Below are 26,252 nucleotides of genomic sequence, written 5' to 3' on the forward strand. Positions count from 1 at the left end.
GTCATTTTTATCTCGCACCAGTGGTTTACTTATTTTGATACAATTCTCTATAAATAACCCAAAAAGCTACGAATCAATAATCACAATAAACAGAGGATGAGACAGATGGACTTATCAAACATTTGGTTCTTCGAATCCAACCACCAAATACCTCTCGATTATTCTGTCAAAAAACATTGACAATGAAGAACCTTTTATTCGTAATTTATGGGAAAGCGGGCTTTGCCAATATGCAGAGAAACTGTATTTTTATTGGTGCTATCTGACAAAGATACCTAAAAACAGGCATTTTTTGGTCACTTTTTCAAAAGATAGCACAACTTCCTGCAACTTAAGTCTATTTTTGGATAACACAAGAAATACCCGCATAGTTTGACACTACTTAAAGTTTTTATTCGGGTAAGGGTTCTGAAGCAAAATCTTGGGTGAGTCTAGCAAAAGGTCCTTCTTCGGTAGCGTAAGGACGTTTACAGATTTGGACAGCACATCCAATAAGACGCATTTCAGGATGTAAAATATTACGTCGGTGAGGTTTAGAATCCATCCACAAACGAAGTGCTTCTTCAGCAAATGTCCAATAGGACATCATTTTGTAAGGTCGATGTGTACGACAGTCCATATAACGATATTCGCCATTAGACATCCTTTCTGGGCAAAAATCATTTGGAGTATCTATCAAATCAATTTCGGCAATATTTTCGGCTAATTCAAAGTAGCGCCTATCAAATTGTTCTACTCGGTCATCCAAATTTCGAAGACTTTTATTGTACGGATTTTGATGGTCATAAAAATCTTTATTAATCATTGCCTCCGAATGATTTCGGGCAGCACGATAAAGCCCCTCTCCTAGTTTGAATGCAGGTAAACCATATTTTTTCCGCATCAAATTAGTCTGATGAAAAATCGCAGCATCCAACAGTTCATAGTCTGGCGCAACAGGATTGATCGGCATTTGTATTTGAGGCAATTTACTAAAAGCCTCAGCAGATAGTTGGTAATACTGCGTTGGTTCCGTAAATAAAAAGTGAGTTAGGAAAAATGAGAGAAGGCTTATCATTTGTCTATGTCGTAAATTGAAAGTATTGAGACAAAAATATTAATGCATTAATCATTAGCTCTTATCTATCTTTTATGCATTTAAACTTCAAGAACCGCTTCTTTCAAAACGGATTTATTCAGAAAAACTTATAGACTCACTACTCAGAAATTCAAATTTGAGTAAAAACAAGTAAGTTTATCATTATGAAAAGCTACTGGATATGAACACGGTAATATTAAAGTCAATCACAAGCCTGATAATTATATTTCTTTGGAGTTGTTCCAAAGGGCACCAAAGTGATGATAAAATCAACATTTTAAATCAATCACTCAATGATGAAGCATTTCGAGAAGAGCTTTCTTTTACTTTCCATAATACTCCTCCAATTTTGGTTTTAGATACTATTGTTGATAAAAAGTCGGCTCAAAATATATTGTTTCAAAATCAAAGAATTGGCATAGCTCTCAAGGATTCTACACAATTAGGTAGTTGGAAAAGTGATTGGCTTCATCCAAAATTTTATATCTCAGTTGATTCATTCAAAATAGCAGAAAACAATGCCCATATTGAATTAACTGTACACTCTGTCGGAAAGTGGTTTATATTCACCTATCAAAAAAAACAAGGAGAATGGGTTAAAATCAAGGAAGAAGTCAGACAATTCTAAAATTTATCCTAATACGTTTAGATTGCACTTTTTTATTTATAATAATTCTAAATAACTGTTGCTTTTTAAAAATTAGCACCTTTACTTTGTGCTATTATTTTTAACAAGTCTAAATAAACACAATTATTTTGAGCTAAATCTATCATGTCTTTCAAAAAAACTATTGGCAAACTTCATCTTTGGCTTGGCTTAAGCACAGGAATTATTGTGTTTATTGTAAGCATCACAGGAGCAATGTATGTATTTAAAGAGGAAATACAAGGCATCATCAGAAAAGGGTATATTTATCACAAAGAGCCTAATATTAGTCATAAGCATACTCTTCCAATCCGAAAAATGGAAGCTTTGGTGAATCAACAAACGCATGAAAAGTATCCTTTGCATTGGGTCGAAATTCCACTGAATAAAGCGCAGAGCTATAAATTTGTCTATCATGAGTCCAATAAAAAAGGTTGGCATTATTTCGACAGATTGGTGATCTACAAAACTGCTTACGTCAACCCATTTACGGGAAAAGTATTGGCGGTTTTTGATGAGAAAAATGGCTTTTTTAATATCGTAAAATTCATTCACTGGAGTTTACTACTCAGAAATGATTGGGGCAAATATATCGTCGGTATTCCAGTGCTTATTTTCATCGTTTCTTTGATTTCAGGCATTATTTTGTGGTGGCCTAAAAACAAATCAGCTGCCAAACAGCGCTTTTGGTTTTCTTGGAAAAATGTTAAAAACTGGCGTCGCAAAAATTATGATTTACACAATGTCCTAGGATTTTACGCTTCCTTTTTTGCCTTAATTATTGCAATGACGGGCATTTTTTACTCCTTTTTCGCAGTAAAAGCCTTAATTTATTTTACGTTTTCAGGAGGTCAAACCAAGTACCCAGACTTCTCAAATTACAAAACTTCGGCACCGATTGAGCAAAGAAGTGCGCAAACTATCGACAGAATTTCACAACAAGTTGAACAACGCTTTCCTCATGCTTACGGGTATCGTATCGACTTGGGTCAAGAACATTTAGACGACCATAAACATGAAAGTTTATCGGTTTTTGTGAAAGAATTATCCTACTCTTACCATAAAAATCATAATCTTATATTCGACGAAAACTCTGGTAAACTCCTGTATGTACACAAACATCAAGACAAAAATCTTGGAGAAAAAGCTATCGCAGCCAACTATGATGTCCATGTAGGGTCAATTTTTGGGATATGGTCCAAGATACTGGCCTTTGTGGTGAGTCTTATCTCTGCTAGTTTACCCGTAAGCGGATTCCTGATTTGGTGGGGTCGTCGCAAAAAGAAAAACGTAACATCAAGCAAAAAGCAAATTTTGACAGAAACTGTCACTCACTAATTTTATAAAACAATGAAAGTAATTTTAAATTTTTTGGTCTTAGGAATCCTAAGCCTTGGGCAGTGTTTTGCCCAAAATGAGCGAGCAAAACTCAGTGGAAATGTCAAAACTTCTGACGGAAAGCCAGCAGCGTATGTAAGTGTACAACTCATTGAAATCAACCGTGGTACTTTGACAGATGCCAACGGTACGTATAGTATTGAGCGTATAAAACCTGGGAAATATACCTTGAGATTAAGCTTGATTGGGTTGGAAACACAGGAGCAAAAAATTGACCTTAAAGCTGGTCAATTTTTGAAACTGAATTTTACTCTAAAAGAGAGCGCTGAGCAATTAGATGAGGTTATTGTGTCGGGAGGTGTGAATAAATTTGCTCAAAAAGAGACAGATTACATTGCCAGAATGCCACTGAAAAACTTGGAGAATCCACAAGTTTACAACAGCATCGGTAAAGAGCTTTTGAAAGAACAAATGATTGTAAGCTTTGATGATGCCTTGAAAAATGCCCCAGGAGTAAATCGTCTATGGTCGGCAACAGGGCGTGGTGGCGATGGTGCTGGATACTTTTCTATGCGCGGATTTGCAGTACAGCCAACCATGGTAAATGGTGTAGCAGGACAAACCAACGGTGGTATTGACCCAGCTAATATCGAAAGTATCGAAAGTATTAAAGGACCATCGGGAACGCTTTTTGGCAGTAGCTTAATTTCATTTGGTGGACTGTTGAATATTGTAACCAAAAAGCCTTACGAAACTTTTGGAGGAGAGGTATCGTATTCGATTGGTGGATATGACTTGAGTAGACTAAGTTTGGATGTCAATACGCCACTCGATAAAGAAAATAAGCTCTTGATGCGTGTGAATGGTTCACATCAATATCAAGGAAGTTTTCAGGATGCTGGATTTAGAAAAAGTACTTTTGTAGCTCCTAGTTTTAGCTATAAAGTAAATGACAAGTTGAATGTCAATATTACGGCAGAGTATATGACTCAAACAGGAACAAATCCTTTGATGATTTTCCTGAATCGTTCTCGAAAACTCATTGTAACCAACCCTAGTGAACTACAATTTGACTACAACCGCTCATACACAAGCAATGATATTACCATTACCAACAACACACTAAATATCTTCGGTCAGGCGAATTATAAAATTTCTGACAAATGGACTTCTCAGACCAATATTGCCAAAAGTGTAAGAGAATCAGACGGGTATTATTCGTACATCATGTATTTGCAAGCGAATAACGACACCTTGGTAAGCAGATACATCGCTGACTTGACCTCGACAGTTACCACAACCAATTTACAGCAGAATTTTATTGGTGATTTTAACATCGGAAAAATCAGAAATAGATTCCTGTTTGGGTTTGACTATTTGCAACAAGTAGCGCTCAATTACAATACAGCCTATATTTTGTTTGACCAAGTAAATAGCAGTAAAAGCAACGACCCTCGCTATCCTTTGTTGACCAAACAAGCCGTAGATGCCAAAATTGCAACCAACAGTGCACCAACCAAAACCAAGGCCGTAAGCAATACCTATGGGATTTACGCCTCGGATGTGTTCAATCTTACCGAGCAATTGATGGTAATGGCAAGCTTGCGTTATGACCACTTCGAAACCGTTGGCACTACCAACTTTGCGACTGGAGTAACCTCAGGAAATTATAACCAAGATGCCTTTTCGCCAAAACTAGGAGTTGTTTATCAAGTAATCAAAGATAAAGTTTCTGTATTTGGAAATTATATGAATGGTTTTAGAAACGTAGCGCCTGTGACCCAACCATTGGCTGATATTAGCGGAACCTTCAAGCCTCAACAGGCCAACCAATTTGAAGGAGGTATCAAAGTAGATTTATGGCAAAACAGAATCAATTTTACTGCTAGTTATTACGACATTACTGTCAACAACATGACTCGTGCAGACGTAGTAGTTAGTGATGGAAAAACCTATAACATCACCGTTCAAGACGGAACACAGATTAGTAACGGTATCGAATTTGACTTGATTGCTAACCCGATTGCAGGATTGAACCTCATTTTCGGATATTCGCATAATGATAGCAAGCAAACAAAAGTTGCCGAAAGTTTACTCAACCGTCGTCCAGTAAGTGCAGGTCCTGCGGATTTAGCTAACTTTTGGGCTAGCTACACACTTCTTCAAGGTAAAGCCAAAGGCTTAGGATTTGGCTTGGGAGGAAATTACGCAAGCGAAAACCTTATTACCAATAGTTCGGTGACGGGTGTGTTTACCCTACCAAGTTATACAGTGCTGAACGCTTCAGTGTTTTATAGTATTTCAAAAATGCGTTTAGGATTAAAACTCGACAACCTTACCAATAAACAATACTTCAGCGGCTGGACCACCATCGAGCCACAAATGCCAAGAAGATTAATGGCAAATGTTAGTTTTAGTTTTTAATATATCAGTCCCACTCCTCTGAGTGGGACTTTTGTTTTGGTTTTATGCAGTATCTTGAAATCAATTAAGGTAAATTTAGGTTATTGAGCAAGATTAAGTCATTTTTAAAACCATGAAACAAAACATCCAACTTATCAAATACGATAACCGTCGCAATGCTAGCCAGTTTGACTTATTGTTGTTAGAGAATTTGCTCCAAAGAGCAGATTTGAGTGATACATTACGGAATTACCAGAAGAATAATTTCTACACCATTCTGATTTGCACTTCGGGTTCGGGGAAGCATACCATTGATTTTGTGGATTACTCCTATCAAAAAGGCACGATTTTAACCATTCGAAAAGATCAAATTCATCGTTATCATTATTCTGAAAGTAAGGGGTATTTGTTTGTGTTTACGGAGGATTTTTTCATTCAGTTTTTCGAAAAATCTGAGGCGACTAAATGCTTGCAACTATTTAATGAATTGATTACGGCTCCTCTAACGGAGTTGGATTCTAAACAATTTGAGCTTTTTGTTCCTTTAATTTCTGAAATCGAGCAAGAATATAATAGTCTACAAGACGAGTATGCCCTTCCTATCATCGGTTCTTTGTTACATATTTTCCTTAATAAATTACTACGTCAAAAATCACTATCGGCTCTACAATTACAAAAACGTAAATATTTACCTGAGTTTGTCAAACTCCAAGCCTTGGTCGAAGCCCATTGCTTGGAGACAAAGAAAGTGGAAGATTATGCAGAAAAAATGAATCTTAGTACCAAAACCATCAATAATATTACCCAAACTATCCTTCATAAATCTGCCAAACAGTTTATAGATGAGATTGTAATTTTGCAAATCAAACGCCTACTGACAAATCCAAACTTGTCTATCAAAGAAATTGCCTATCAAGCTGGTTTTGAGGAGACCACTAATTTTTATAAGTTTTTCAAAAAATATGTTCAAAATACTCCCGAATCCTTCAGAGGCGTATGTGATAAGGCTTTTGTATAAATTCTTGTTTTAACATTACTATACCAAACAACTTCCCTTTTATTTTACGCGAATATTCATCTTTTATAAAACAAAACCCATCAAACTTTCTATTTCTTCTAATTTCCAACTTTCCGATTTTTACACTTTATACGCCTATTTTGATAATTATGGTAAAACAGAATAGCGCTAGCTTTGTCATATCAAATCGGCGGTTGATTTGAAGATAAAAGCTCAGTTCAACTGCTTTTCTAAAACTTTAAACAGATAAAAAAATGAAAATCGGAATTACAGCGGCTACAGGACAATTAGGGAAATTGGTAGTAGAAAGTTTGAAACAAAAAGTAGCTTCAGAAAATATCGTAGTATTGGTTCGTACACCTGAAAAAGCAAGCGATTTGGGCGTAGAAGCAAAAGCATTTGATTACAGCAACAAAGCCACACAGGTAGAAGCATTAAAAGGTATTGATACACTTCTGTTAATTTCGGGTAGCGAAGTTGGACAACGGGAGGTACAACATGCCAATGTAATAGCTTCAGCCAAAGAAGCGGGCGTGAAAAAAATTGTTTATACGAGCTTATTACATGCAGATACTTCAACCTTGAGCTTGGCGGTTGAACACGTTGCCACAGAAAAAAACTTGAAAGAATCAGGCTTAATTTATACGATTCTTCGCAACGGTTGGTACACTGAAAACTACACAGGTTCAATCGGTGGAGCTTTGGCAGGAGGAGCATTGATTGGTAGTGCAGGAGATGGCAAAATCGCTTCTGCTGCACGTATCGATTTTGCAGAAGCAGCAGCAACCGTATTAGCAACCGAAGGTCATGACGGAAAAGTGTACGAATTGGCTGGCGATACATCATATACTTTGACAGAATTAGCTGCTGAAATTTCGGCACAAACTGGCAAAGCGATTCCTTACGCAAACCTTCCAGAGGCTGAATATGCCAAGATTTTGACAAGCTTTGGCTTACCTGAGTTTTTTGCTCAAGCGATTGCTAGTTGGGATGTAAGTGCCTCGAAAGGAGATTTGTTTGATGACTCTAAAACGTTATCAGCCTTAATCGGTCGCCCAACTACTTCTTTGGCTGAGACAGTGAAAGAGACATTGTTAAGTTTGTCATAACATCTTTAAAATGAATAATAAAAAGGTACAAGTCTCGTTAGGCTTGTACCTTTTGTAATTTAATCAGAGAAGTAAAAGAAACCTATTCAATTTTAATTAAACCCTACACAGATGAGTTATTTCAAAAATACTTTTACAACACTATTGTCGGTAATGCTCATGACAGGCTACACAACAAAAGGCCTTCAAAAAACCTCTATCCAAGTTACCACTTCAAATTCTGTTGAAGCAATGTCAGAAAAAGACATCATGCTCAATGGTCAACATCATAGAGCTTTGAGTTTATCGGATTATAAAAGAATCTACAAAAAGCCAGAAAGAAGAATACGCGTAACAACAGAAGAAGCTTGCACGTCTAACTTTGAAGATGATCCAAATAGTGAATTTTACTTCAATAAAGGCATCAAATTTGAAGTATCGAAAAATAAGGTTATAGTCAATGAGTTTAAATTTACACAGGGAAATTACATCATATTCAAACAACAACGCCTCTCAAAGAACACTACCCTAGAAGTCGTCTCCAAAATATTCCCTCATGCTTTTTCTAAACTAAAAAAATTTAACACCCCTGAAAACGGCGTTATGAAATGTATAGCTCTTGAGGAAACTCCAAATCATAGCTCTGATGGGAAAGTATTACTTTTCTTTAAAAAGAATAAACTTTACATGCTTCAATGGTGGTTTCCGTGTTAAAAATTTACCTCCTCCCATTTCAACTCTTCTACCTTTTTCTTTTCTCGGGAAAAGTTTATTCCTATGGCAATCAATTTCTTACCCTCGTAAGCAAAAGGAGTTAAATATCCCTTCGCCTTTATCTGTTCTATTGCTTTAGTAGCTGACTCATCTAACTTGAACTCTATACAATAAACATAATCTTTCAATCGGATAAGGGCATCCATACGACCATCGGATGTCTGTACTTCGGACTGTACATAAACTCCCAAAAGGGTAAACGTTAAATGAATAATCGCATGGTAAAAGTGCTCATTCTCTCCCTGCCAAAGCTCATAAGGTAAAGATTTGAAGATTGTATTTAAGATTCCTTCGACTCTTTCTATCTCTCCTTTCTCTAAATATTGTCGAATTTTATCGACATAAACTACCCCAAATCCTAAATCGCTATGACTGTAAGAGGACATCAGCACTTCGATATATGACTTACGAACTTCTTTATTGGGATAACCTAGAACATATACATCACTCATTTCGCTACAAGACTTCATCGTCAAATAGCCTGTCTGAAACATCAAAGGAATAATCTCTAGCTTTTGGATATCGTAAGAACTCAAGGCATTGCCTCCAATTTCTATCTCTTCAAAATCATACAGCTGACCCTTTTCTGCTAATTTTATCAAAAATGTAGGCGTACCAGTTTCAAACCAAAAGTTTTGAAAACGCCCCTCTCTGAAAAAGTGCATTAACGAAAAAGGGTTGTAAACACTCGTTGATAAATCCCAAGAATATCCATTATACCACTCTTTAATCCGATCTTTATCATACACTTTTAACTCCTCTTCAAAACAAGATTCTAGTTCTTGTTCGGATATACCACAACTTCCTGAGAAATGCTGACTCATTGTTATATCTGTCAGATTATTCAAATCCGAAAAGATACTTACACGCGAAAACTTCGATACTCCAGTGATAAAAACTAACTTCAAATGAGGATCTGCATCTTTCAATATTGAATAAAAGATTTTCATCACATCTCTATTCTCAATAGCTTTGGCTGTTTCATCTCCTAAATAATCAATAATCGGTTTATCGTACTCGTCAATTAAAACCACAACCTTACCTCTAGAGGCCGATAGCTGCTCTATCAATTCTTTAAACTTTCCACTAATTACACTTTCTGTAAGTACTATTGCATAACTCTCAGCAATTTTATCTAATTGGTCGTCAATAGCTTGGTAAAGCCCTTTTTCTTTATGGCCGATATTGCTAAATGAAATACGAATGATGGGATAACGCTGAGTCCAATCCCATTTATCTTCAATGTATAACCCTTCGAAGAGTTCTCTCTTCGACAAAAATAAACTCTCCAAAGTGCTTATAAGCAGCGACTTGCCAAATCGACGGGGACGAGATAGAAAGTAATACTTCCCTTCAGTCGCTAAGCGATAAACATATTCGGTCTTATCTACGTACAAATACCCTCCTGTACGTAGCTCTCCAAAATCTTGAATTCCTACTGGATATTTTTGTATCATGATTGTTGTTTCTTAAAAATTTACCTCCTCCCATTTCAACTCTTCTACCTTTTTCTTTTCTCGGGAAAAGTTTATTCCTATGGCAATCAATTTCTTACCCTCATAAGCAAAAGGAGTTAAATATCCCTTCGCCTTTATCTGTTCTATTGCTTTAGTAGCTGACTCATCTAACTTGAACTCTATACAATAAACATAATCTTTCAATCGGATAAGGGCATCCATACGACCATCGGATGTCTGTACTTCGGACTGTACATAAACTCCCAAAAGGGTAAACGTTAAATGAATAATCGCATGGTAAAAGTGCTCATTCTCTCCCTGCCAAAGCTCATAAGGTAAAGATTTGAAGATTGTATTTAAGATTGACTCGACTCTTTCGATCTCTCCTTTCTCTAAATATTGTCGAATTTTATCGACATAAACTACCCCAAATCCTAAATCGCTATGACTGTAAGAAGACATCAGCACTTCGATGTATGACTTACGAACTTCTTTATTAGGATAACCTAATACATATACATCACTCATTTCGCTATAAGACTTCATCGTCAAATAGCCTGTCTGAAACATCAACGGAATAATCTCTAGCTTTTGGATATCATAGGAACTCAAGGCATTCCCTCCAACTTCTATCTCTTCAAAATTATACAGCTGACCCTTTTCTGCTAATTTTATCAAAAATGTAGGCGTACCAGTCTCAAACCAAAAGTTTTGAAACTTTCGCTTTGTAAAAAAATTCAATAAAGAAAAAGGATTGTAAACACTTACGCCAATATCCCAAGAATAGCCATTATACCATTCTTTAATTGTTTTGCGGTCAAATTCCTTCAACTCTTCAACAAAATTAATCTCTAATTCATCCTCAGTGATACCACAACTTCCAGCAAACCGATAATCCGTTGTTATATCATTTAGATTATTCAAATCCGAAAAGATACTGACCCGCGAAAACTTCGATACTCCAGTGATAAAAACTAACTTCAAATGAGGATCTGCATCTTTCAATATTGAATAAAAGATTTTCATCACATCTCTATTCTCAATAGCTTTGGCTGTTTCATCTCCTAAATAATCAATAATCGGTTTATCATACTCGTCAATTAAAACCACAACCTTACCTCTAGAGACCGATAGCTGCTCTATTAATTCTTTAAACTTTCCACTGATTACACTTTCTGTAAGTACTATTGCATGACTCTCAGCAATTTTATCTAATTGGTCGTCAATAGCTTGGTAAAGCCCTTTTTCTTTATGGCCAATATTGCTAAATGAAATACGAATAATGGGATAACACTGAGTCCAATCCCATTTATCTTCAATGTATAATCCTTCGAAGAGTTCTCTCTTCGACAAAAATAAACTCTCCAATGTGCTTATAAGCAGCGACTTGCCAAATCGACGGGGACGAGATAGAAAGTAATACTTCCCTTCAGTCGCTAAGCGATAAACATATTCGGTCTTATCTACGTACAAATACCCTCCTGTACGTAGCTCTCCAAAATCTTGAATTCCTACTGGATATTTTTGTATCATGTCCTTTTCTTTTCTATATGCAAAACTACATTTTTACTTGGACTCTTTAACTCTGACGTTAGTACAAACCTTTTAAAACCGAAGTTTTTGATAAGATTTCAATAAACCATCTCCTGTTTAGTAAAGTAAATGCGGTTTAACTCTTTCCTGCCATTTATTAGTATTCGTCAAATCAAGTACGCTAGAAAGAAATGCATCCCAAGGTAAATCAAACAGCTTTTCTGCCTCAAAAACACCCAATAATAAGTCCAGATGACGAGTACCCGCGGGATTGGCTCTTGTTGGATATGGTTTCCAAGCAAAATATTTGGGGTATTGTTCCCTTATCGTTTTTATCAAACATAATCCTGCTAGCGTAGGATGATAAAGAGATGGATTTGTCACCTTAAGCTTTATGCCCAAACAAAGTTCGCCTCGAAATTTACCCTCCTCAGGAATAAATTGACAAGGCTCAACTTCAATGGCTGTTGTTATTTCCAAAAATCTTGTCAAATTAATATCAATAAGCCACGGAGCTCCAATTTGGGCAAATGGAGTATCAGAACCTCTTCCATCACTTAAATTGGTGGCTTCCAAATAAGCAGTAACGGGATAAGCAAGCATACATTCCCAAGACAGTATTGCTGGTGAAGTTGGTTGAAAATCGAGATTCCAATCACTAAAAAACATATTCTTTTGCCAATTAAGACAAGGAATAATTTGCAAATCTACCTTTAGTTGTTTTTCTGAATTAAACAATTTAGCCAATTCTCCCAAGGTACAGCCGTGTCGAACAGGAATATCCCATCTACCAATAAACGACGAACAACGTTCTTCATCAAGCATTGGTCCCTCAATAACTCCCGAAAGTGGATTGGGTCTATCTAAAATTACTAGGCGTTTTTGATTTCTGGAACATTCCTCTAATACGTAAGATAAAGTCCAGAGATAGGTATAATATCGTAAGCCAATATCTGGAACATCGAAGAGTACTGTATCAATTTCATCTAAATCTGCTGTTGAAGGTGCTAATTTTTCACCATATAAACTTACAATCGGTAAATCTGTAGATAAATCTGTTCCATTGGGCATAAAGGCACCATCAGCGCCTTTGGCAGAGATGCCGTGCTCTGGAGAAAATAGTTTTGTAATCTCAAACCCAGCTTCTAAGAGTGCTATTCGAGAGCGTTTTCCTGATGAGGTGAATGCCGCATCATTTGTCACTAACCCAATTTTTCCAAATTTTAAAGGGTCAAAATTTGTCATTAAATGATCTACACCAAATTGTATCGTTGATTTCATAACTGTTCACACAAAATTTTAGCCACAGAATTATGCTACTAATTTTTGTTTTTTCATAGTGGGGTAAGTCACTTTCACTTTCCCGTTTTTGATTGATTTCAATTTAAAATAAAGCATTTTCTGTGAAAATGGTAAGAGATGGGCTAACAACAATACCCCATTGATATGATCAAGTTCGTGAAGAATCATACGAGCAGTTAGTCCAGTAAACTCGCACTCTTGTTTTTCAAGATTTTGGTTCAAATAACTAATCTTTATTTTCCAAGGACGACTCACATCACGAACCAAACTGGGTAAACTCAAGCATCCCTCCTTTGCAGTCCAAATCTCACTAGAAGTTTGAAGCAGTTTTGCATTGATAAAAGTTTCAGTAATTCCTTTATCATCAGGCTCATAATATTTATGTCTAAACGCCGTACCTATAGACTGAAAAACACTTTTGCTGTCGATGATAAAAACACTGTAGGATACTCCTATTTGTGGCGCCGAAAGTCCACATCCTTGGGCATTACGCATGGTATCCCACAAGTCAATTATCAAATTAGTAAGTATTGGCGAGTTATGAGGTACATCAGGACATGGTTGCTCTAGTATCTGCTGGTCATAAACATAAATGGGCTGAATCATAAAGTAGGTTTTGAGTAAAGTAGTATTTGGGTATTATCATATTTTCGCAAGATAACATTGTATTGATTAACTACCTCATAATCAAAAACTTTTCACAGCTCCAATAAAAATAAAGCCGAATCGGAATAATAATTTCCAATTCGGCTTTTGATGCAAGTTTTTATACTAAAGTCAATTAATGAACAACCTTCATCTTTGTAACCCAATTTGCTTTAGTGGTTTGAACCCTAGTAATATACATACCAGCAGGTAGATTTTGGACTGAAAGTTCTAGTAACTCTTGATTCTTAAAATCAAGAGTTTTCAGTATGCTTCCTTGAATATCTATAATTTCTACCTTTCCCGAAGTGACATATGGTAGTCGTATCGACATAAACTCGCTACATGGATTCGGGTAAACCAGTGACTCCACAGCCAGAGGCTCATTCGCTAAAATTAAAGACGTTACAAATGTTTTCGTCGCAATGGCAGATTCGGTATTAATACCAAAGGCTTGTACAGTATAGGTATAATTAGCTTTTTGAACAAAAGCTGAATCTATCATTGAGGTAGCGCTAACATTAGCTTTCAAACTCTCTGTTGAACCAGCTATAGTTCGAGTTAATTGATATGAAGTCGCCCCAGCAATCGCATTCCAACGAATCGATAGGGTTTTATTTCCTAAATTTTCATCTACAGTCAAGTTCGGAGTCGCTAATACATTCGGAGTTAACACAATTATAGAATCATATTTTGATTCTGTCAATACACCTACCGCCTTTATACGGTAGACATAGGTGGTAGCAGGAAGTAAATTTTGTTCTTTGTAGCTCGTTTGTGAATTATCTAAATTTGTAATGATTTGAGAAGCTTTATCTGATTGTTTTCTCTCCAAACTATAATTGGTAGCACCAGTAATCGACTTCCAGCTTAGAGACACAACAGAAACGCCATTGGCAGAGGAATACACAGAGGTGAGGGAAATTGTGGGAACACTTAATTCATTTTTTACTATAATAGCTACTATGGCTGCTTCAGATTCGGTTAAAACGCCATAAGCTTTGAGGCGATATGTATAAGAATTACCCAGTTTAATTCCACCATCTACATAAGAGGTTACGTTGGAAGCAAATTCTCCAACCTTTTCAAATACACCAAGTCCAGTCGCTCTTTCTAACACATATTTTGAGGTTCCCAAAATATCATTCCAAGTTACTCTATTTTGATTAATCGCCACTTGTGAACCTTCAAGCTTAGGTGTTACTAGCATTGCTGGGGTAGTTAAGGTGACATATACATAGTCTGATGTAGCTGTTGCCGAAATCGCTTTTATTCTATATTTATAAACTGTATTGGGTAAAAGATTAGATAAATTCCAAACAGTTACAGAAGCATCCAGAGTCGTTATTACATGATAACCATCAGCCTGTTCTACTTCCAATACAGTAGAGATAGCCCTATCTACCTGATTCCAATATAGTTTGCCTTGGTTGTAATATAAAACTTGAGCACCAAGAGTCGGGTTTGTAATTGGTGCAGTATTTTCATGGTCTATTGCAAGATCATAAAAAGAACACGCATTTACATAATTTTTGGAGCGTAAACACGGCCCCATAAATTTCTGGAAATCATTCGTATAATAACGAGCTGGGAGGTAGTCTATTTTAGTGTAGGAAATAGGCTTCGTAAACGTTAAAATTACTTTATTCCCTTGATAAGAAATGTCCGAAATGGTTGAAACTTTTGTTTCATCATTATCAAAGTAAATATAATCTTTTATGCCCAAAGTCACCGTATTACCTGTTGCTGGGCTTTTTATAATAGTGTCTGGAACAGCAATCATTGTAGTTCCAACAGGAAATTCCAATGCGATAGCAGTATGTTGGCTATTGGTAAAATAAGCCCGTTTAACATTTGGAGAGTGATTATTGGGGTCATCTTGAGAACCATAAAACTTAGGCGCTAAAATTTTATACAACTCTGAAGCTATGCGAAAATACCCTTGATTAGAATGGTGAATACCATCGATTGTTTCTATTCCGATTTGAGAAAAAACCTCGGTTTTACTAAACAGACTAGGAGTCATTCTCTGAAAATTACGAATACTAGCTCCAGTTAGGGTTGGCAATGGTAAAACATTATTTTGGAAAACAATATATTGCTCTACTTTTGGAAAATCTATTTGCCAAGATTGATACAATTTTCTAAAATCATCGGGGTAAGTAGTAGAGTGCTCAAAAGTATCATTCTCACCTTGAGCCCAGATAAATGCACGGATGTAATTTGTGGCTTTAGCTTTCTGAATCCGATACAATAATGAGCCATAAATTGTACCTAAATTAGTTGGATTCTGATTGTCTCTAAAATGTAAAGCTATACTCGTCCCTGGTACTGCCCCGTTGATTACGCAAGTTGGTATTCCTGTATTTTGAATAATATATTTTTGCAGTGCCAATGCCCAAGCTCCTACTTGTGGGCTTGGACTAGTCCACAAAGTATCAGAGTCCTTACCCATGTTGATACCAAATGTTCGAATATATGGATTAGACTCATAATAAGGCTCATTACCAATATTAAAAGCATATGCATTGGATTGCCCATTGACCACATAAAAATCACCTGCCACTAGGTGCTTACGGGTAACAAGCAAAGTTGAATCACTCCCTTTCACCAAATAGATATTACATTCATATTCAGCAGGTTCTGCCTTTATATAGATATTAGGAATCGTAAAACTCCCTGTGGATGAGTTTGTCGGATAGCTGATGACTCCTTTTGCATAAGTAAATGGTTTACCCTCTCTTGAAAAGCTTACAGAGACATACGAGTATCCATTTTGCACAATAGTCCCTGCAATAGGAATATTGGCTAAATTATTGGCATCACGTGGAAATAGTTGAGATTCTTGCGGTAAATCCCTAAAAATAATATTATCAATTTTTTGAGAAAATGTACTATTTGAAAGCAAGAGTATTGAACAAACCAACCCAAGTAATTTTGGAAATGAATAAAAATTGGTCATAATTATCAATGATTTATGTTAAAAGGATAGATAGCTTATACATAAATTAAGCATACAACCCTCCCTCAGCTTTTATGACCAAAATCTAAAGGTTTTGGTTGTCTAGCGATGGATCATTTTGTCTGAAGAATATGAAATATTCTGATACAGTTCACTAATGGCGTAGGACCTGCAACACGAAAATGTCCTTATGAAGTTTATGAAAGAGTAGAATGAATGGAGAATATTATTAATGAAGATAGGTACACTTTCTGCCCTCTATTCCTTTGACAGGATTGGGATATCAGAACTTAAGCACTAAAATTGAGTGTATTGAACCTGAGAATATCTTATACTCACATACACTAATAATTGACTTTCAGCATTTTACAGCTTAAGCAGTAGCACTGAGTTATAAATTAGTACTACCCGTAGGATTTCTAATTGTTCCACATTTGGCATGTTGGATTTCGGCAATGTAGAAGTTTACGCTTCCGAAACCCAACTTTCGATATCCGAAATAAATGGTTTTTATAATCCTATGTTCACTTCTACTTGTGAACACAAATGTTTAATTATTAGCAATTTGCATTCAGAATTACTTGAATTTTATAGACATTAGGCCAGCAGCCAAAAACTTCTATGAATTAATGAGAAATATTTTAGCAAAGCGCCCATAGCTGAAAACCGAATCTTGAATTATCGAATTCGATTTTGCACTATTAATTAATTCATCAAACCATATTTTACAATACAATAGAGGGCTCTGAATCCATCTTTCCAGTTGATTTTCTTTCCCTCTTCGTAGGTTCTTCCGTAGTACGAAACCCCTACCTCGTAAATTCGTATCCCTTTTATTTTAGATACTTTCGCTGTTACTTCAGGCTCAAATCCAAATCTTTTTTCTTTTAGCGTCAACGACTGAATAATATCTGTTCTGAATAGCTTATAACATGTTTCCATATCTGTGAGGTTTAGATTAGAAAACATGTTGGATAGAAATGTCAAAAACTTATTTCCAATTGTATGCCAGAAAAATAAAATTCTATGCGCATTGCCGCCCATGAATCTAGATCCATAAACAACATCTGCGTGACCATCAGTTATTGGTTTTATCAGAATATTAAACTCCTCTGGATCATACTCTAAGTCGGCATCTTGTACAATTAAATATTGTCCAGTTGCATTTTTGATTCCTGTATGAAGTGCCGCACCTTTACCTTTATTTACTTCGTGCTTAAAGTACTTTATATCAACGGATGGGTTCTCTTTAATGAAAGATTCAACTTCTTTTTCGGTGTTGTCTTTTGAACAATCATTTACAACAAGAAGCTCCATTTGGATATTTTTGATAAGTTCTACCGTGGTAAGCTTGGTTAGGACACTTTTAATCGTCTTCTCTTCGTTATAGGCAGGAATTACAACTGATAGTTTCTGAAAAAGATACATTTGACTGTTTAGTTTAACTATTTTTTTTCTTTATCGCTCTATGTTCTAAGGGGTGCTGTTAGCTATTTGAATGATAAGTAGGAATTTAAAGCAAAAAAATACGCTATGACACCTTGGCTTTATAAAAAGAACCAGATCAATAATTTCTTAATTTTAGTACAAGTTAGTGAGCAAAATAAATTTCACCTTAGGGGCATTCGACTTTCAGCAATAGGCTTTCGGCAAAATATTCCCAATGATTTCAAACAAGCTTTTGGACTTAAAGCACATAGTGTGCTCATGCAAAATAATCTTTAATCCATTGAAGATGTAAGATGTTGTCAATTGAAATTTTACACTCACAATTCATTAATTAGCACTAATACTTACCAAAGTTAACTCGACTAAAATTAGGCTATTACCAAAACCCTAAAAAGTACTAAAACAGAGCTTTTGGGAGCGTGAATCTGAAAGGTTTAGTCTTAATATAATGAATATTAATCCATTTCAAAATAGCTCATACTATCGCTTAGGAGGATTTTTACTAAATGAACCAATCAATTCAAGAACAAATATAGAGCAATTTCTTCCCAAGACAAAATACAATTGATCAACGCCGTTTTAGATTTAAGCAAACCCAATCTCTAAATTTTAGTATTTCTCCCCAAAAGTAAAAAAGTGTACGTTGCCACGTACACCTTCTCCAAAAATCTTATCACAAGGATTTACTATAGTTTTCTTAACTCAATCTTTGAAAAATCTATAGGAAAACCTTCGTATTGTAGTAGAATTTTGCCTTCAATAGGCTCTGTTAAAGTGCCTTCATTCACTAGCTTTCCATTTAATTCTTGTTTGACGATTCCCTCTTTTACAGTAATAACAGCTGTATTCCATTCACCGACTGGTTTTTCGGCATCTGCAAACCTTGCTGATGTTACACTTTTTCCAGGTTCGGTTTGTTTACCTTTGACCAATAAAGTCACCTCTTGTAACAGTACAAAATCACCTGTCCCACCTTCTTTTACTTGATATTGAATTCCTTTGGGCCAAAGGGTATCTTTGGTTGAGGTAGGCACTAAATACATTATACCACTGTTTCTTTTAGTACTTTTACGGGTAATAGTGGTGTCAGTATTCCATCGAAAAGTTACAGTTAGTTGGAAATTCTTGAATGACTTCTCTGTCATTACATACCCTAATTTGTCTCCATACAAACGAATCATTTTATCCTCCACCCGAAAAATATCAGCTGCATTTGAATGCTTACCTGTTTTAGGTTCGTAGGCATACCAGCCTTTTAGATTTTTACCATTAAAGAGCTTATTCTGAGCACGTAAGATCGTACTGGTTGTCGATATCAACAGGAAGATAAAAATGTATTTCAAATGTGTACTCATGAAATGATAAGTTTAGTGTTTGATTGAATGATGTACCGTAGCCATAAAAGACAATTCATTCAATTTTTTACCTATCAAAAAATAGTGTTAGCCATAGTTTGATATGACTAACACTGCCAGAATGGTTGATTCTAATTTTTCTTAAGGTATTTTTCGATATTGATATGGTTGATACCAAGTTTTTCTACCTTTTCGACTCCTTTAATAATTAAAGTATCTCCCGTGACCTCATAATCAAATTCAAACTCGCCTCCTTCCCACTTTCGTACATTGAAATAATCTAAATATTCTTTATACTTCTTCCCTTCAATCTTGACTCTACCTCCTCCTGCACTATAGTCGGCAGTGGAGTCCTTTCCGTGATTGAGGTCATGGCGCAAGAACGAAAAATGAGTTGGAGTGATTATTTTAATCATTTCTTGTCCTTTGGTGTAATCCGTGAAAGTGGTGTCTTTTCCTTTGATGGTCGTTCCAGAAATTAGTTGCCAAGTACCAATAATTGGAGATGCTTCTTGAGATTTAGTCGTACAAGCTAGCGCAAAGAATCCTATCGAGATTCCGCAGAGAAGTTTTTTCATGTTAAATAAATTGGGCTTTTATAGAAATTGGTTTTCCGAAGTTATGAAAAAAAACGAACCTATAATATCACAACCGTTTATGCAATTAAAAAAATAAGATATACGCTGTAAAACAAAAGCATATATCTTTGAATAAAATTGCTTCTTCTATCTTAAAATCAACCATTTATACCTATCATGAAAAGAAACGTTACTCTTAAGCTACTAATCATGGGCTTACTCGCATTCTCATCCGTAATAATTTCATATCTCTATGGATATTATTACGCCAAACAACGATTTTTAAAGACCGAAGTCAATAGGTTAAAATAGGAAAAGCTCAACTATGGTAAGATAGTTGAGCTTTTTTACTTGTTAATAATATCAGTTAAGACATCAGAATGGACACTATCAAAGTACACCATCTATATATTATCCAATATTTTCTCTTGGGTCGCAAAATTCAATAATGCTATTGATTAGCAAAATCCTTTGCCAAGTCATCATATTCCTTATCTGTTACTTTTCCTGAAGTAATTACTGTACGATAGCGGAAAGTTACTGATTGATTAGGAGCTAATTTATAGTTTAAAGTTTCTTTCCCTTTTGAAAACACATTTACTCCTAGCGGATTTGCTGCAAACAAGCCGTATCCACGTGCATGCCAATAGGTAGGATAGCTGACATTTTTAGGGTGATCGATAATCACAATGTTAATATCCTCATCTTTAATCTTTCCAGAAAGGTTCATCCAATTAGCACGTGTAGCCCACACTTCTTCTCCATTTACACCATTACTGCCGTGATATTTGCCAGAAATACCTGTGTTATCTAGTTTATCAACCTTAGTTTCGATACCATTGGCATCTACAAAAACATCTGGTTTATCTGAAGGATGTTCTAATTCACGAACCACGCGGATGGCAAACATTCCGTCTTTTACGTCAGCAAATGTTACAGGTTCAACAGCTGTAAGTGTGGTAATGCGGTCAATGATACGTTGATTGCCTTTGGCTGTGAAAATGTAGGTTGTTTCTTCTTTCAAAAGAGTTTTCCCTTTTCCATCGGTATCAATCCAATCGGCAGTTACTTGCAATTCGCCTTTTCCATGTCCACCCACTACTTTTTCAATACCTGTATGGCGAATAGTTCCGTATTTCGAACGGTCTTTGATAGCTGTTGAATTGTTCCAGAAGTCAAACCCATTCACAGATTCGTAATTGAGCCACATACCTACATGGTGTGGGTGATCCACACGTTCTCCTGCTTTTTTGATGAAAGGATAGCCACGCGTAATCATAGTTCCTTGCGCGGTACGAATAGGAAAAAGTACTGGTTTTTTTAGGATAGAATCACTCGGATAGAAGTAAGAAGTAAAGGGTTGCCCATCGACAAGTACATCTACCTTTCTTTCATTTTTCTTTACCACAAGTTGTACTTTATCTGTTTTTTGTTGAGCAAAAATGCCTACACTCATAAGCATTAGCCCCATCATGATGATACTTTTTTTCATAATTTGGTTTTCTAGTCGAATAGGATTGTTTGCACAATCTCGTCTTAAATTTTGATATAAAAGCCTTTAAAATCCAAAAGTTACTCAAAATTTTCAAAAAATGGAGACTATCCTGCATTGATTAGGCTGCTTGAGTTGGATATATTAACAAAAAGAGGGGCGTCTCTCGCGAAACGCCCCTTGGTTTTGGTATTAGGGTCAAGTATATAATTATGCTTTTAGTGGTAAAAGAAGATGAACTAGTCCTAAGAGCCATTCATCTTCTTCATTATTTAAAACCCAGCTAGCTATTAGTACCCAGCATTTTGAGGGAATGTAGTATTACCTCCTTCTGTACGGTCAATTTGTGTTTGAGGAATTGGACGCACATTGTGGATATCTTTGATGTTAGCAGCCGCTTGTGGATTGTATTTTTTCACACGATCTACTAAGATTCCCCAACGTTTTAAGTCCATCCAACGAGTTTGCTCGCCTACTAATTCTCTAGCTCTTTCTTCTACCATAAAGTCAAAAGTAGCTTGGGCAGCTGTAATTTCCATAGCAGATTGTTTACCAGCCCAAGCTGCACGACGACGAACCATATTAAGAGCATCTGCTGCAGCTTGCTTATTACCCAAGCCAATCTGTGCCTCGGCCAACATCAAATAAGTGTCAGCTAGACGATACACAAAGAAATCACGGCTACCTGCTTCGTAAGTCATATCAGGACGTTTGGTATCGAAGAATTTTCTCAAAGTTGGGAATAAGGCCTCTGAGTATTTGCTTGGCACTAATACCTGATATTTTTTCTTAGCACGTTCTTCTTTCGACATTTCGTAGCCTGGAATAAAAATAGCTGTATCTCCTGCTGCAAAAGTTACCGAAGTCTTTGAATCATCGAAAGCTGTTACATAAGTACCTGGCTTATTGCTATACCAAGTATCCTTGAAAGTTTTCTTATAACGAGAGTCGTTTACTCTTTCTCCAAACACCACATCTGTACAGTAAGTCGTAGGACGCAAGCGTTTGAAAGGACGACCATTCAAAACATCGCGCTGCATACCTGCCTGTACATCATACTGCATACCATAAAACAAGTGTAAGTTGTTTCCGCCATTAACTGCACCTGTATTATTAGTAAGGTTAGTCAGTGGGTCTGAAGTATATTGTACTGCAAAAACGATTTCTGAGTTTCTTTGGTTATTCTCATCAAATACACTGGCAAAATCATCCAGCAATTTGTACCCATAATTAGAAATTACGCTTGAACAAAGTGTTGCTGCTTTTGAGAAATCATCTGATGCTTTTACCGACGAGTAAGCTTTTGCTAGATACACTTTAGCCAAACACATTTCGGCAGCTGGCTTGATAGCACGACCATATTGTGTTGATGAGTTTGGTAAATCAGGAATAGCCTCTGTCAAATCCTTGATAATGGCAGCATACATTTCGGCATCCGTAGCTCTTTTGGTCTGCTTCGTAGGAGCCAATGTTTCTGTCAATCTCAAATCCACACCTCCATATTGTTGGAATAATATGAAGTAATAGTGCGCTCTTAAGAACTTAGCCTCAGCAATTCTGATTTTTTTGGTAGCATCAGCTAAAGTTACTTTTGGAGCACGCTCAATGATAGCGTTACAAGTATTGATACCACGATATAATTCATCCCAAATTTGAGCTAGGTAATCTACCGTAGGGTTCAACTGAGTATCATAAAAATGAAAACCTTTATACGAACCATCAGCTCCCGTAGCATAAATGTCAGTACCATATTCGGTCATAGTAAGACCTGGCTGCGTGGCATAATAGTTACGAAGAGAAGAGTAGGCTGCATTTACTGCATCTTCATACCCTTTGGTTGTATTCATGTAGTCGTTACCGATACCCGATACAACTGTTTCGTTCAAGACATCTGAGCAAGACTGACCGGTCAACATCAATGCTGCTACCCCTAGTACTCTTGCATGTTTTAATATATTGTTAATCTTCATCGTATTAATCATTTTTCGTTAGACTGTTTATCATTAAGAAATTTCAACTAAGTCATTACTAGAACTTAGCGTTGATACCTACTGTAAATACTTTTGTTGCTGGTGTGATACCATTGTTTACAGATGTACCTGAAGTTTCAGGGTCTACGCCATTGTACTTAGAGATAAAGCTAGACCAGATGAACGGTTGTTGGATACTTGAGAAAACTCTCAATGATTCCATGCCTAATTTTTTGGCAACTGTTGAGTTGAATGAGTAGCCAAAGTTGATGTTACGAAGTTTGATAAATGAACCATCAAAGTAAATCAACGTTTGTCTATACTGAGGGAACTCTTGGTTACTGAATGGACGAGGGAAATCAGCATTTGGGTTGTTTGGAGTCCAGTAGTCTACTTTGATTTGTTGGTAACGACCAGCCAAAGCATTGTTGTCTTGATGGAAACCACTCACAATCATTTGTCCAAAACGCCCGAATAAGAAGAATGATAAGTCAAAGTTTTTATAAGTAAATCTGTTAGTTAAACCTGCTGAGAAATCAGGAACGTCTGAGCCTAGTAATACACGGTCATTAGCATTGATTACACCATCACCGTTTGTATCTTGAACTTTGATTTGACCTACACCCGCACCCAAGGCGTTAGCGTTGTCACCAGGGTAAAATTTCTTTGCCTGTTCTGCTTCGCTTACTTGCCAAATACCCACTTTTTTGTAATCGAAGAATGAATTCAAAGGCTGACCAATAAACCATCTGTTACCAACATCATCCTTTGCTCCATTGTACAAAGAAACAATGGCTTCACTGTTTTTAGTAAACTGGAAATCAGTAGTCCATCTAAAACCTCCTTTAGTATCAACGTTTATAGTAGATACACCTAGTTCAATACCTCTGTTACGTGTTTCACCAACGTTTTTCGTAACAGCACTAAAGCCGATTGAGCCTGGCAACTGATCAGACAATAACAAGTCTGTTGTGTTAGTTTGGTACAATTCCAATGAACCTTGCACTCTTCCTTTTAAGAAACTAAAGTCGATACCTACGTTTTTCGTAGCAGATGACTCCCATCTCAAATCTGGATTACCAATCGTATTTGGTCTATAACCAAAAGCAGAAGTATTATCCCAAGCATAGGCAGTACGGTTCAACAAACCTTGCGTTTGGTAAGGCGACACCCCTTGGTTACCTACTGAACCCCAACCTGCTCTTACTTTTAATAAGTCTAACCATTGTACGCTTTTCAAGAATGGCTCGTTGCTAATGTTATAACCTACAGCTACTCCAGGGAAATTACCATATTTACTATTTACACCAAAACGGCTAGATCCATCACGACGCATTGTCAATGTTACCAAGAATTTATCGTTGTAATCATAGTTGATACGAGCCATTATAGAGTTGATTGTCCACTCTGTCAAGTTACTACCAACACCTAATACCGAACTGGCATTTCCTAAATTATAAAACTGTTGAGTTTCAGCAGGAACACCTTGAACGTTTGAAGCATAATTTTCGTAACGATCTCTTTGGATTGAGTGTAGTAACGTTACGTTAAAGTTATGCTTTTGGATAGTTTTTGAGTAATTAATAATGTTTTCCAAAGTCCAGTTAAAACCGAAATTACTTTGTGTACTTGCTTGAGCATCACCACCTTTTCTTGCATTTGTTTGAGCACCGATGAATCTACCCCAACGGGATAATGTGAAGTCAGGACCAAAGTTTACACGGTATTTCAAACCTTCCATCAATTTTACCTCAGTATAAATACTGTTGAAAATACGGTACTTTTTCGTGTTGTCAACTTGCGCACCAGGCACGATTTCTGCCAATGGGTTTGTCAACAAAGCATCGTTTGTAGGAGTAAAGTTAATAGAACCATCAGCCTTGTAAGGTGCTCCGAGTGGGTTTTGGTTAATCGTAAAGCTATATGGGTTTAGGTTTTCGCCATTACGATCACTAAACATCATATATGATGAAATACCTACCTTCAACCATTTGTTGATTTCATGATCAATGTTGGCTCTCAAAGAATAACGAGAGTAATCCAAACCTTCAGAAACCCCTTTGTCTAGAAAATATCCAGCAGAAATATAGAATTGTGTTCTGTCGTTACCACCTTGTATACCAATAGAGTGGTTTTGTTGGAAGCCATTTTTCAAAATCAAATCCTGATAATCTGTGCTTCTTCCCTGAGCTAAGCCCTCCACAACGTTAGGGTCACCGCCCAATACCGCAACTTTACCATCAGCTATTGGGTCTGATTGTCCTGTAGGAACAATTGCTCCTGCTGCGTTTTTGTAAATACCTGTTGCTCTGTAAGCTTCACGAACATATTCTGCAAATTCAGTTCCGTTGAACAATCTCAATTTGTTTAGTACTTGTGATTGACCAACATACATATCATACGTAACCGTAGTTTTTCCTTTTACTGCACCTCTTTTTGTAGTAATCAAAACAACACCATTAGCACCTCTAGCACCATAAATTGCTGTAGCTGTCGCATCTTTCAAAACTTCCATTGACTGAACATCATTTGGATTAAAATCCTCATAACCAGCCGACAATGGAATACCATCTACTACATATAATGGATCGTTTCCAGCATTGAATGAACGACGACCACGAATCAAAATCTTAGCTGTTTGACCTGGTTTTGAACCTGATTGAGACACGTCTACCCCAGCAGTTCTACCTTGAAGTGCCTGACCTAAGTTGGTAATAGGCATTTCTGAAATTTGTTTGGCCGATACCTGCGAGATAGCACCTGTTAATTGGCTTTTCTTTTGAGTACCATATCCAACTACTACAACCTCTGATAGAGCTTGATTTTCAACATTCAACACAACATTGATAGTATTTTTTGAACCTACTGCTACTTCTGAAGTCGTGTAACCAATAGCTGAAAATGATAAGACATCTTTAGCGGATGATGAGTTAATTTTGTAAGAACCGTTTGCATCTGTGGTTGTACCTTTGTTGGTACCTTTAATCATAACACTAACTCCTGGAACACCCTGTCCGTCTTCCGAAGAAGTCACTTTCCCTGTAATTGCTTGTTGGGCTAGTCCTGTGAAGCTTAACAACATAAAGGTAAGCACCGCACACATTCCAAATAACCCTCTTTTCAATTGTAAAGGTTTACTTTGCATAGTCTATTGGTTTTAAAAT

18 protein-coding genes are annotated in these 26,252 nt (G+C 36.5%); 6 read left to right on the top strand and 12 right to left on the bottom strand.

The genetic code is table 11. The annotated features are described in order from the left end of the window. Nucleotides 1–391: 391 nt before the first annotated feature. Nucleotides 392–1,057 (bottom strand): CAP domain-containing protein, encoded by a 666-nt coding sequence (locus tag QM524_RS11080; protein WP_283344632.1) that lies wholly within the window; start codon nt 1,055–1,057, stop codon nt 392–394. Between the two features lie 202 nt (nt 1,058–1,259). On the opposite strand from QM524_RS11080, the gene QM524_RS11085 reads away from it, so the two are divergent. The 6 genes from QM524_RS11085 (at nt 1,260) to QM524_RS11110 (ending at nt 8,285) form a co-directional block, all read left to right on the top strand. Beyond that, on the top strand, nt 1,260–1,706 hold the full coding sequence (locus QM524_RS11085; protein ID WP_283344633.1) for a hypothetical protein: 447 nt from the start codon (nt 1,260–1,262) through the stop codon (nt 1,704–1,706). A 144-nt stretch (nt 1,707–1,850) separates the two neighbouring features. After that, nucleotides 1,851–3,062 (top strand): PepSY-associated TM helix domain-containing protein, encoded by a 1,212-nt coding sequence (locus tag QM524_RS11090; RefSeq protein WP_283344634.1) that lies wholly within the window; start codon nt 1,851–1,853, stop codon nt 3,060–3,062. A 12-nt stretch (nt 3,063–3,074) separates the two neighbouring features. Then, nucleotides 3,075–5,486 carry a TonB-dependent receptor gene (locus QM524_RS11095; protein ID WP_283344635.1) on the top strand — a complete coding sequence of 804 codons (2,412 nt, stop codon included), beginning with the start codon at nt 3,075–3,077 and terminating at the stop codon, nt 5,484–5,486. Nucleotides 5,487–5,598: 112 nt separating this feature from the next. Beyond that, the gene (locus QM524_RS11100; RefSeq protein ID WP_283344636.1) at nt 5,599–6,483 is read left to right on the top strand and encodes a helix-turn-helix domain-containing protein; all 885 of its coding nucleotides are present in this window, start codon (nt 5,599–5,601) and stop codon (nt 6,481–6,483) included. Nucleotides 6,484–6,737: 254 nt separating this feature from the next. After that, on the top strand, nt 6,738–7,592 hold the full coding sequence (locus QM524_RS11105) for an SDR family oxidoreductase (RefSeq protein WP_283344637.1): 855 nt from the start codon (nt 6,738–6,740) through the stop codon (nt 7,590–7,592). A gap of 111 nt (nt 7,593–7,703) precedes the next feature. After that, the gene (locus tag QM524_RS11110) at nt 7,704–8,285 is read left to right on the top strand and encodes a hypothetical protein (protein WP_283344638.1); all 582 of its coding nucleotides are present in this window, start codon (nt 7,704–7,706) and stop codon (nt 8,283–8,285) included. Here the strand turns inward: QM524_RS11110 and QM524_RS11115 are convergent. From QM524_RS11115 to QM524_RS11165, 11 genes are all read right to left on the bottom strand, one after another. Continuing rightward, on the bottom strand, nt 8,282–9,802 hold the full coding sequence (locus tag QM524_RS11115; protein ID WP_283344639.1) for an ATP-binding protein: 1,521 nt from the start codon (nt 9,800–9,802) through the stop codon (nt 8,282–8,284). The two genes, QM524_RS11110 and QM524_RS11115, sit on opposite strands and share 4 nt — an antisense overlap. A 12-nt stretch (nt 9,803–9,814) precedes the next feature. After that, entirely contained in the window at nt 9,815–11,335 is a 1,521-nt protein-coding gene (locus tag QM524_RS11120) for an ATP-binding protein (RefSeq protein ID WP_283344640.1), read from the bottom strand. Nucleotides 11,336–11,452: 117 nt separating this feature from the next. Continuing rightward, entirely contained in the window at nt 11,453–12,616 is a 1,164-nt protein-coding gene (locus QM524_RS11125; protein ID WP_283344641.1) for an exo-beta-N-acetylmuramidase NamZ family protein, read from the bottom strand. A gap of 30 nt (nt 12,617–12,646) precedes the next feature. Beyond that, complete coding sequence (locus QM524_RS11130; protein ID WP_283344642.1) at nt 12,647–13,243, bottom strand: peptide deformylase; 597 nt, start codon at nt 13,241–13,243, stop codon at nt 12,647–12,649. Nucleotides 13,244–13,418: 175 nt separating this feature from the next. Next, a complete protein-coding gene (locus tag QM524_RS11135; RefSeq protein WP_283344643.1) occupies nt 13,419–16,244 on the bottom strand; it encodes a T9SS type A sorting domain-containing protein in 2,826 nt (941 codons plus the stop codon). A gap of 705 nt (nt 16,245–16,949) precedes the next feature. Next, nucleotides 16,950–17,672: a glycosyltransferase family 2 protein gene (locus tag QM524_RS11140; RefSeq protein ID WP_095162778.1), complete on the bottom strand. Its 723-nt coding sequence runs from the start codon at nt 17,670–17,672 to the stop codon at nt 16,950–16,952. A 707-nt stretch (nt 17,673–18,379) separates the two neighbouring features. Then, a complete protein-coding gene (locus QM524_RS11145; protein ID WP_283344644.1) occupies nt 18,380–19,048 on the bottom strand; it encodes a 3-keto-disaccharide hydrolase in 669 nt (222 codons plus the stop codon). Nucleotides 19,049–19,179: 131 nt separating this feature from the next. Beyond that, entirely contained in the window at nt 19,180–19,626 is a 447-nt protein-coding gene (locus tag QM524_RS11150; protein WP_283344645.1) for a hypothetical protein, read from the bottom strand. Nucleotides 19,627–20,077: 451 nt separating this feature from the next. Beyond that, the gene (locus tag QM524_RS11155; RefSeq protein WP_283344646.1) at nt 20,078–21,118 is read right to left on the bottom strand and encodes a DUF6807 domain-containing protein; all 1,041 of its coding nucleotides are present in this window, start codon (nt 21,116–21,118) and stop codon (nt 20,078–20,080) included. 290 nt (nt 21,119–21,408) lie between these two features. Beyond that, nucleotides 21,409–23,088, bottom strand: a complete 1,680-nt coding sequence (locus tag QM524_RS11160) for a RagB/SusD family nutrient uptake outer membrane protein (RefSeq protein WP_283344647.1) — start codon at nt 23,086–23,088, stop codon at nt 21,409–21,411. Nucleotides 23,089–23,146: 58 nt separating this feature from the next. Next, nucleotides 23,147–26,170: a SusC/RagA family TonB-linked outer membrane protein gene (locus QM524_RS11165; RefSeq protein WP_388045840.1), complete on the bottom strand. Its 3,024-nt coding sequence runs from the start codon at nt 26,168–26,170 to the stop codon at nt 23,147–23,149. Between the last annotated feature and the right edge of the window lie 82 nt (nt 26,171–26,252).

The organism is Flectobacillus roseus, assembly GCF_030056595.1.
Classification (GTDB): Bacteria; Bacteroidota; Bacteroidia; order Cytophagales; family Spirosomataceae; genus Flectobacillus; species Flectobacillus roseus.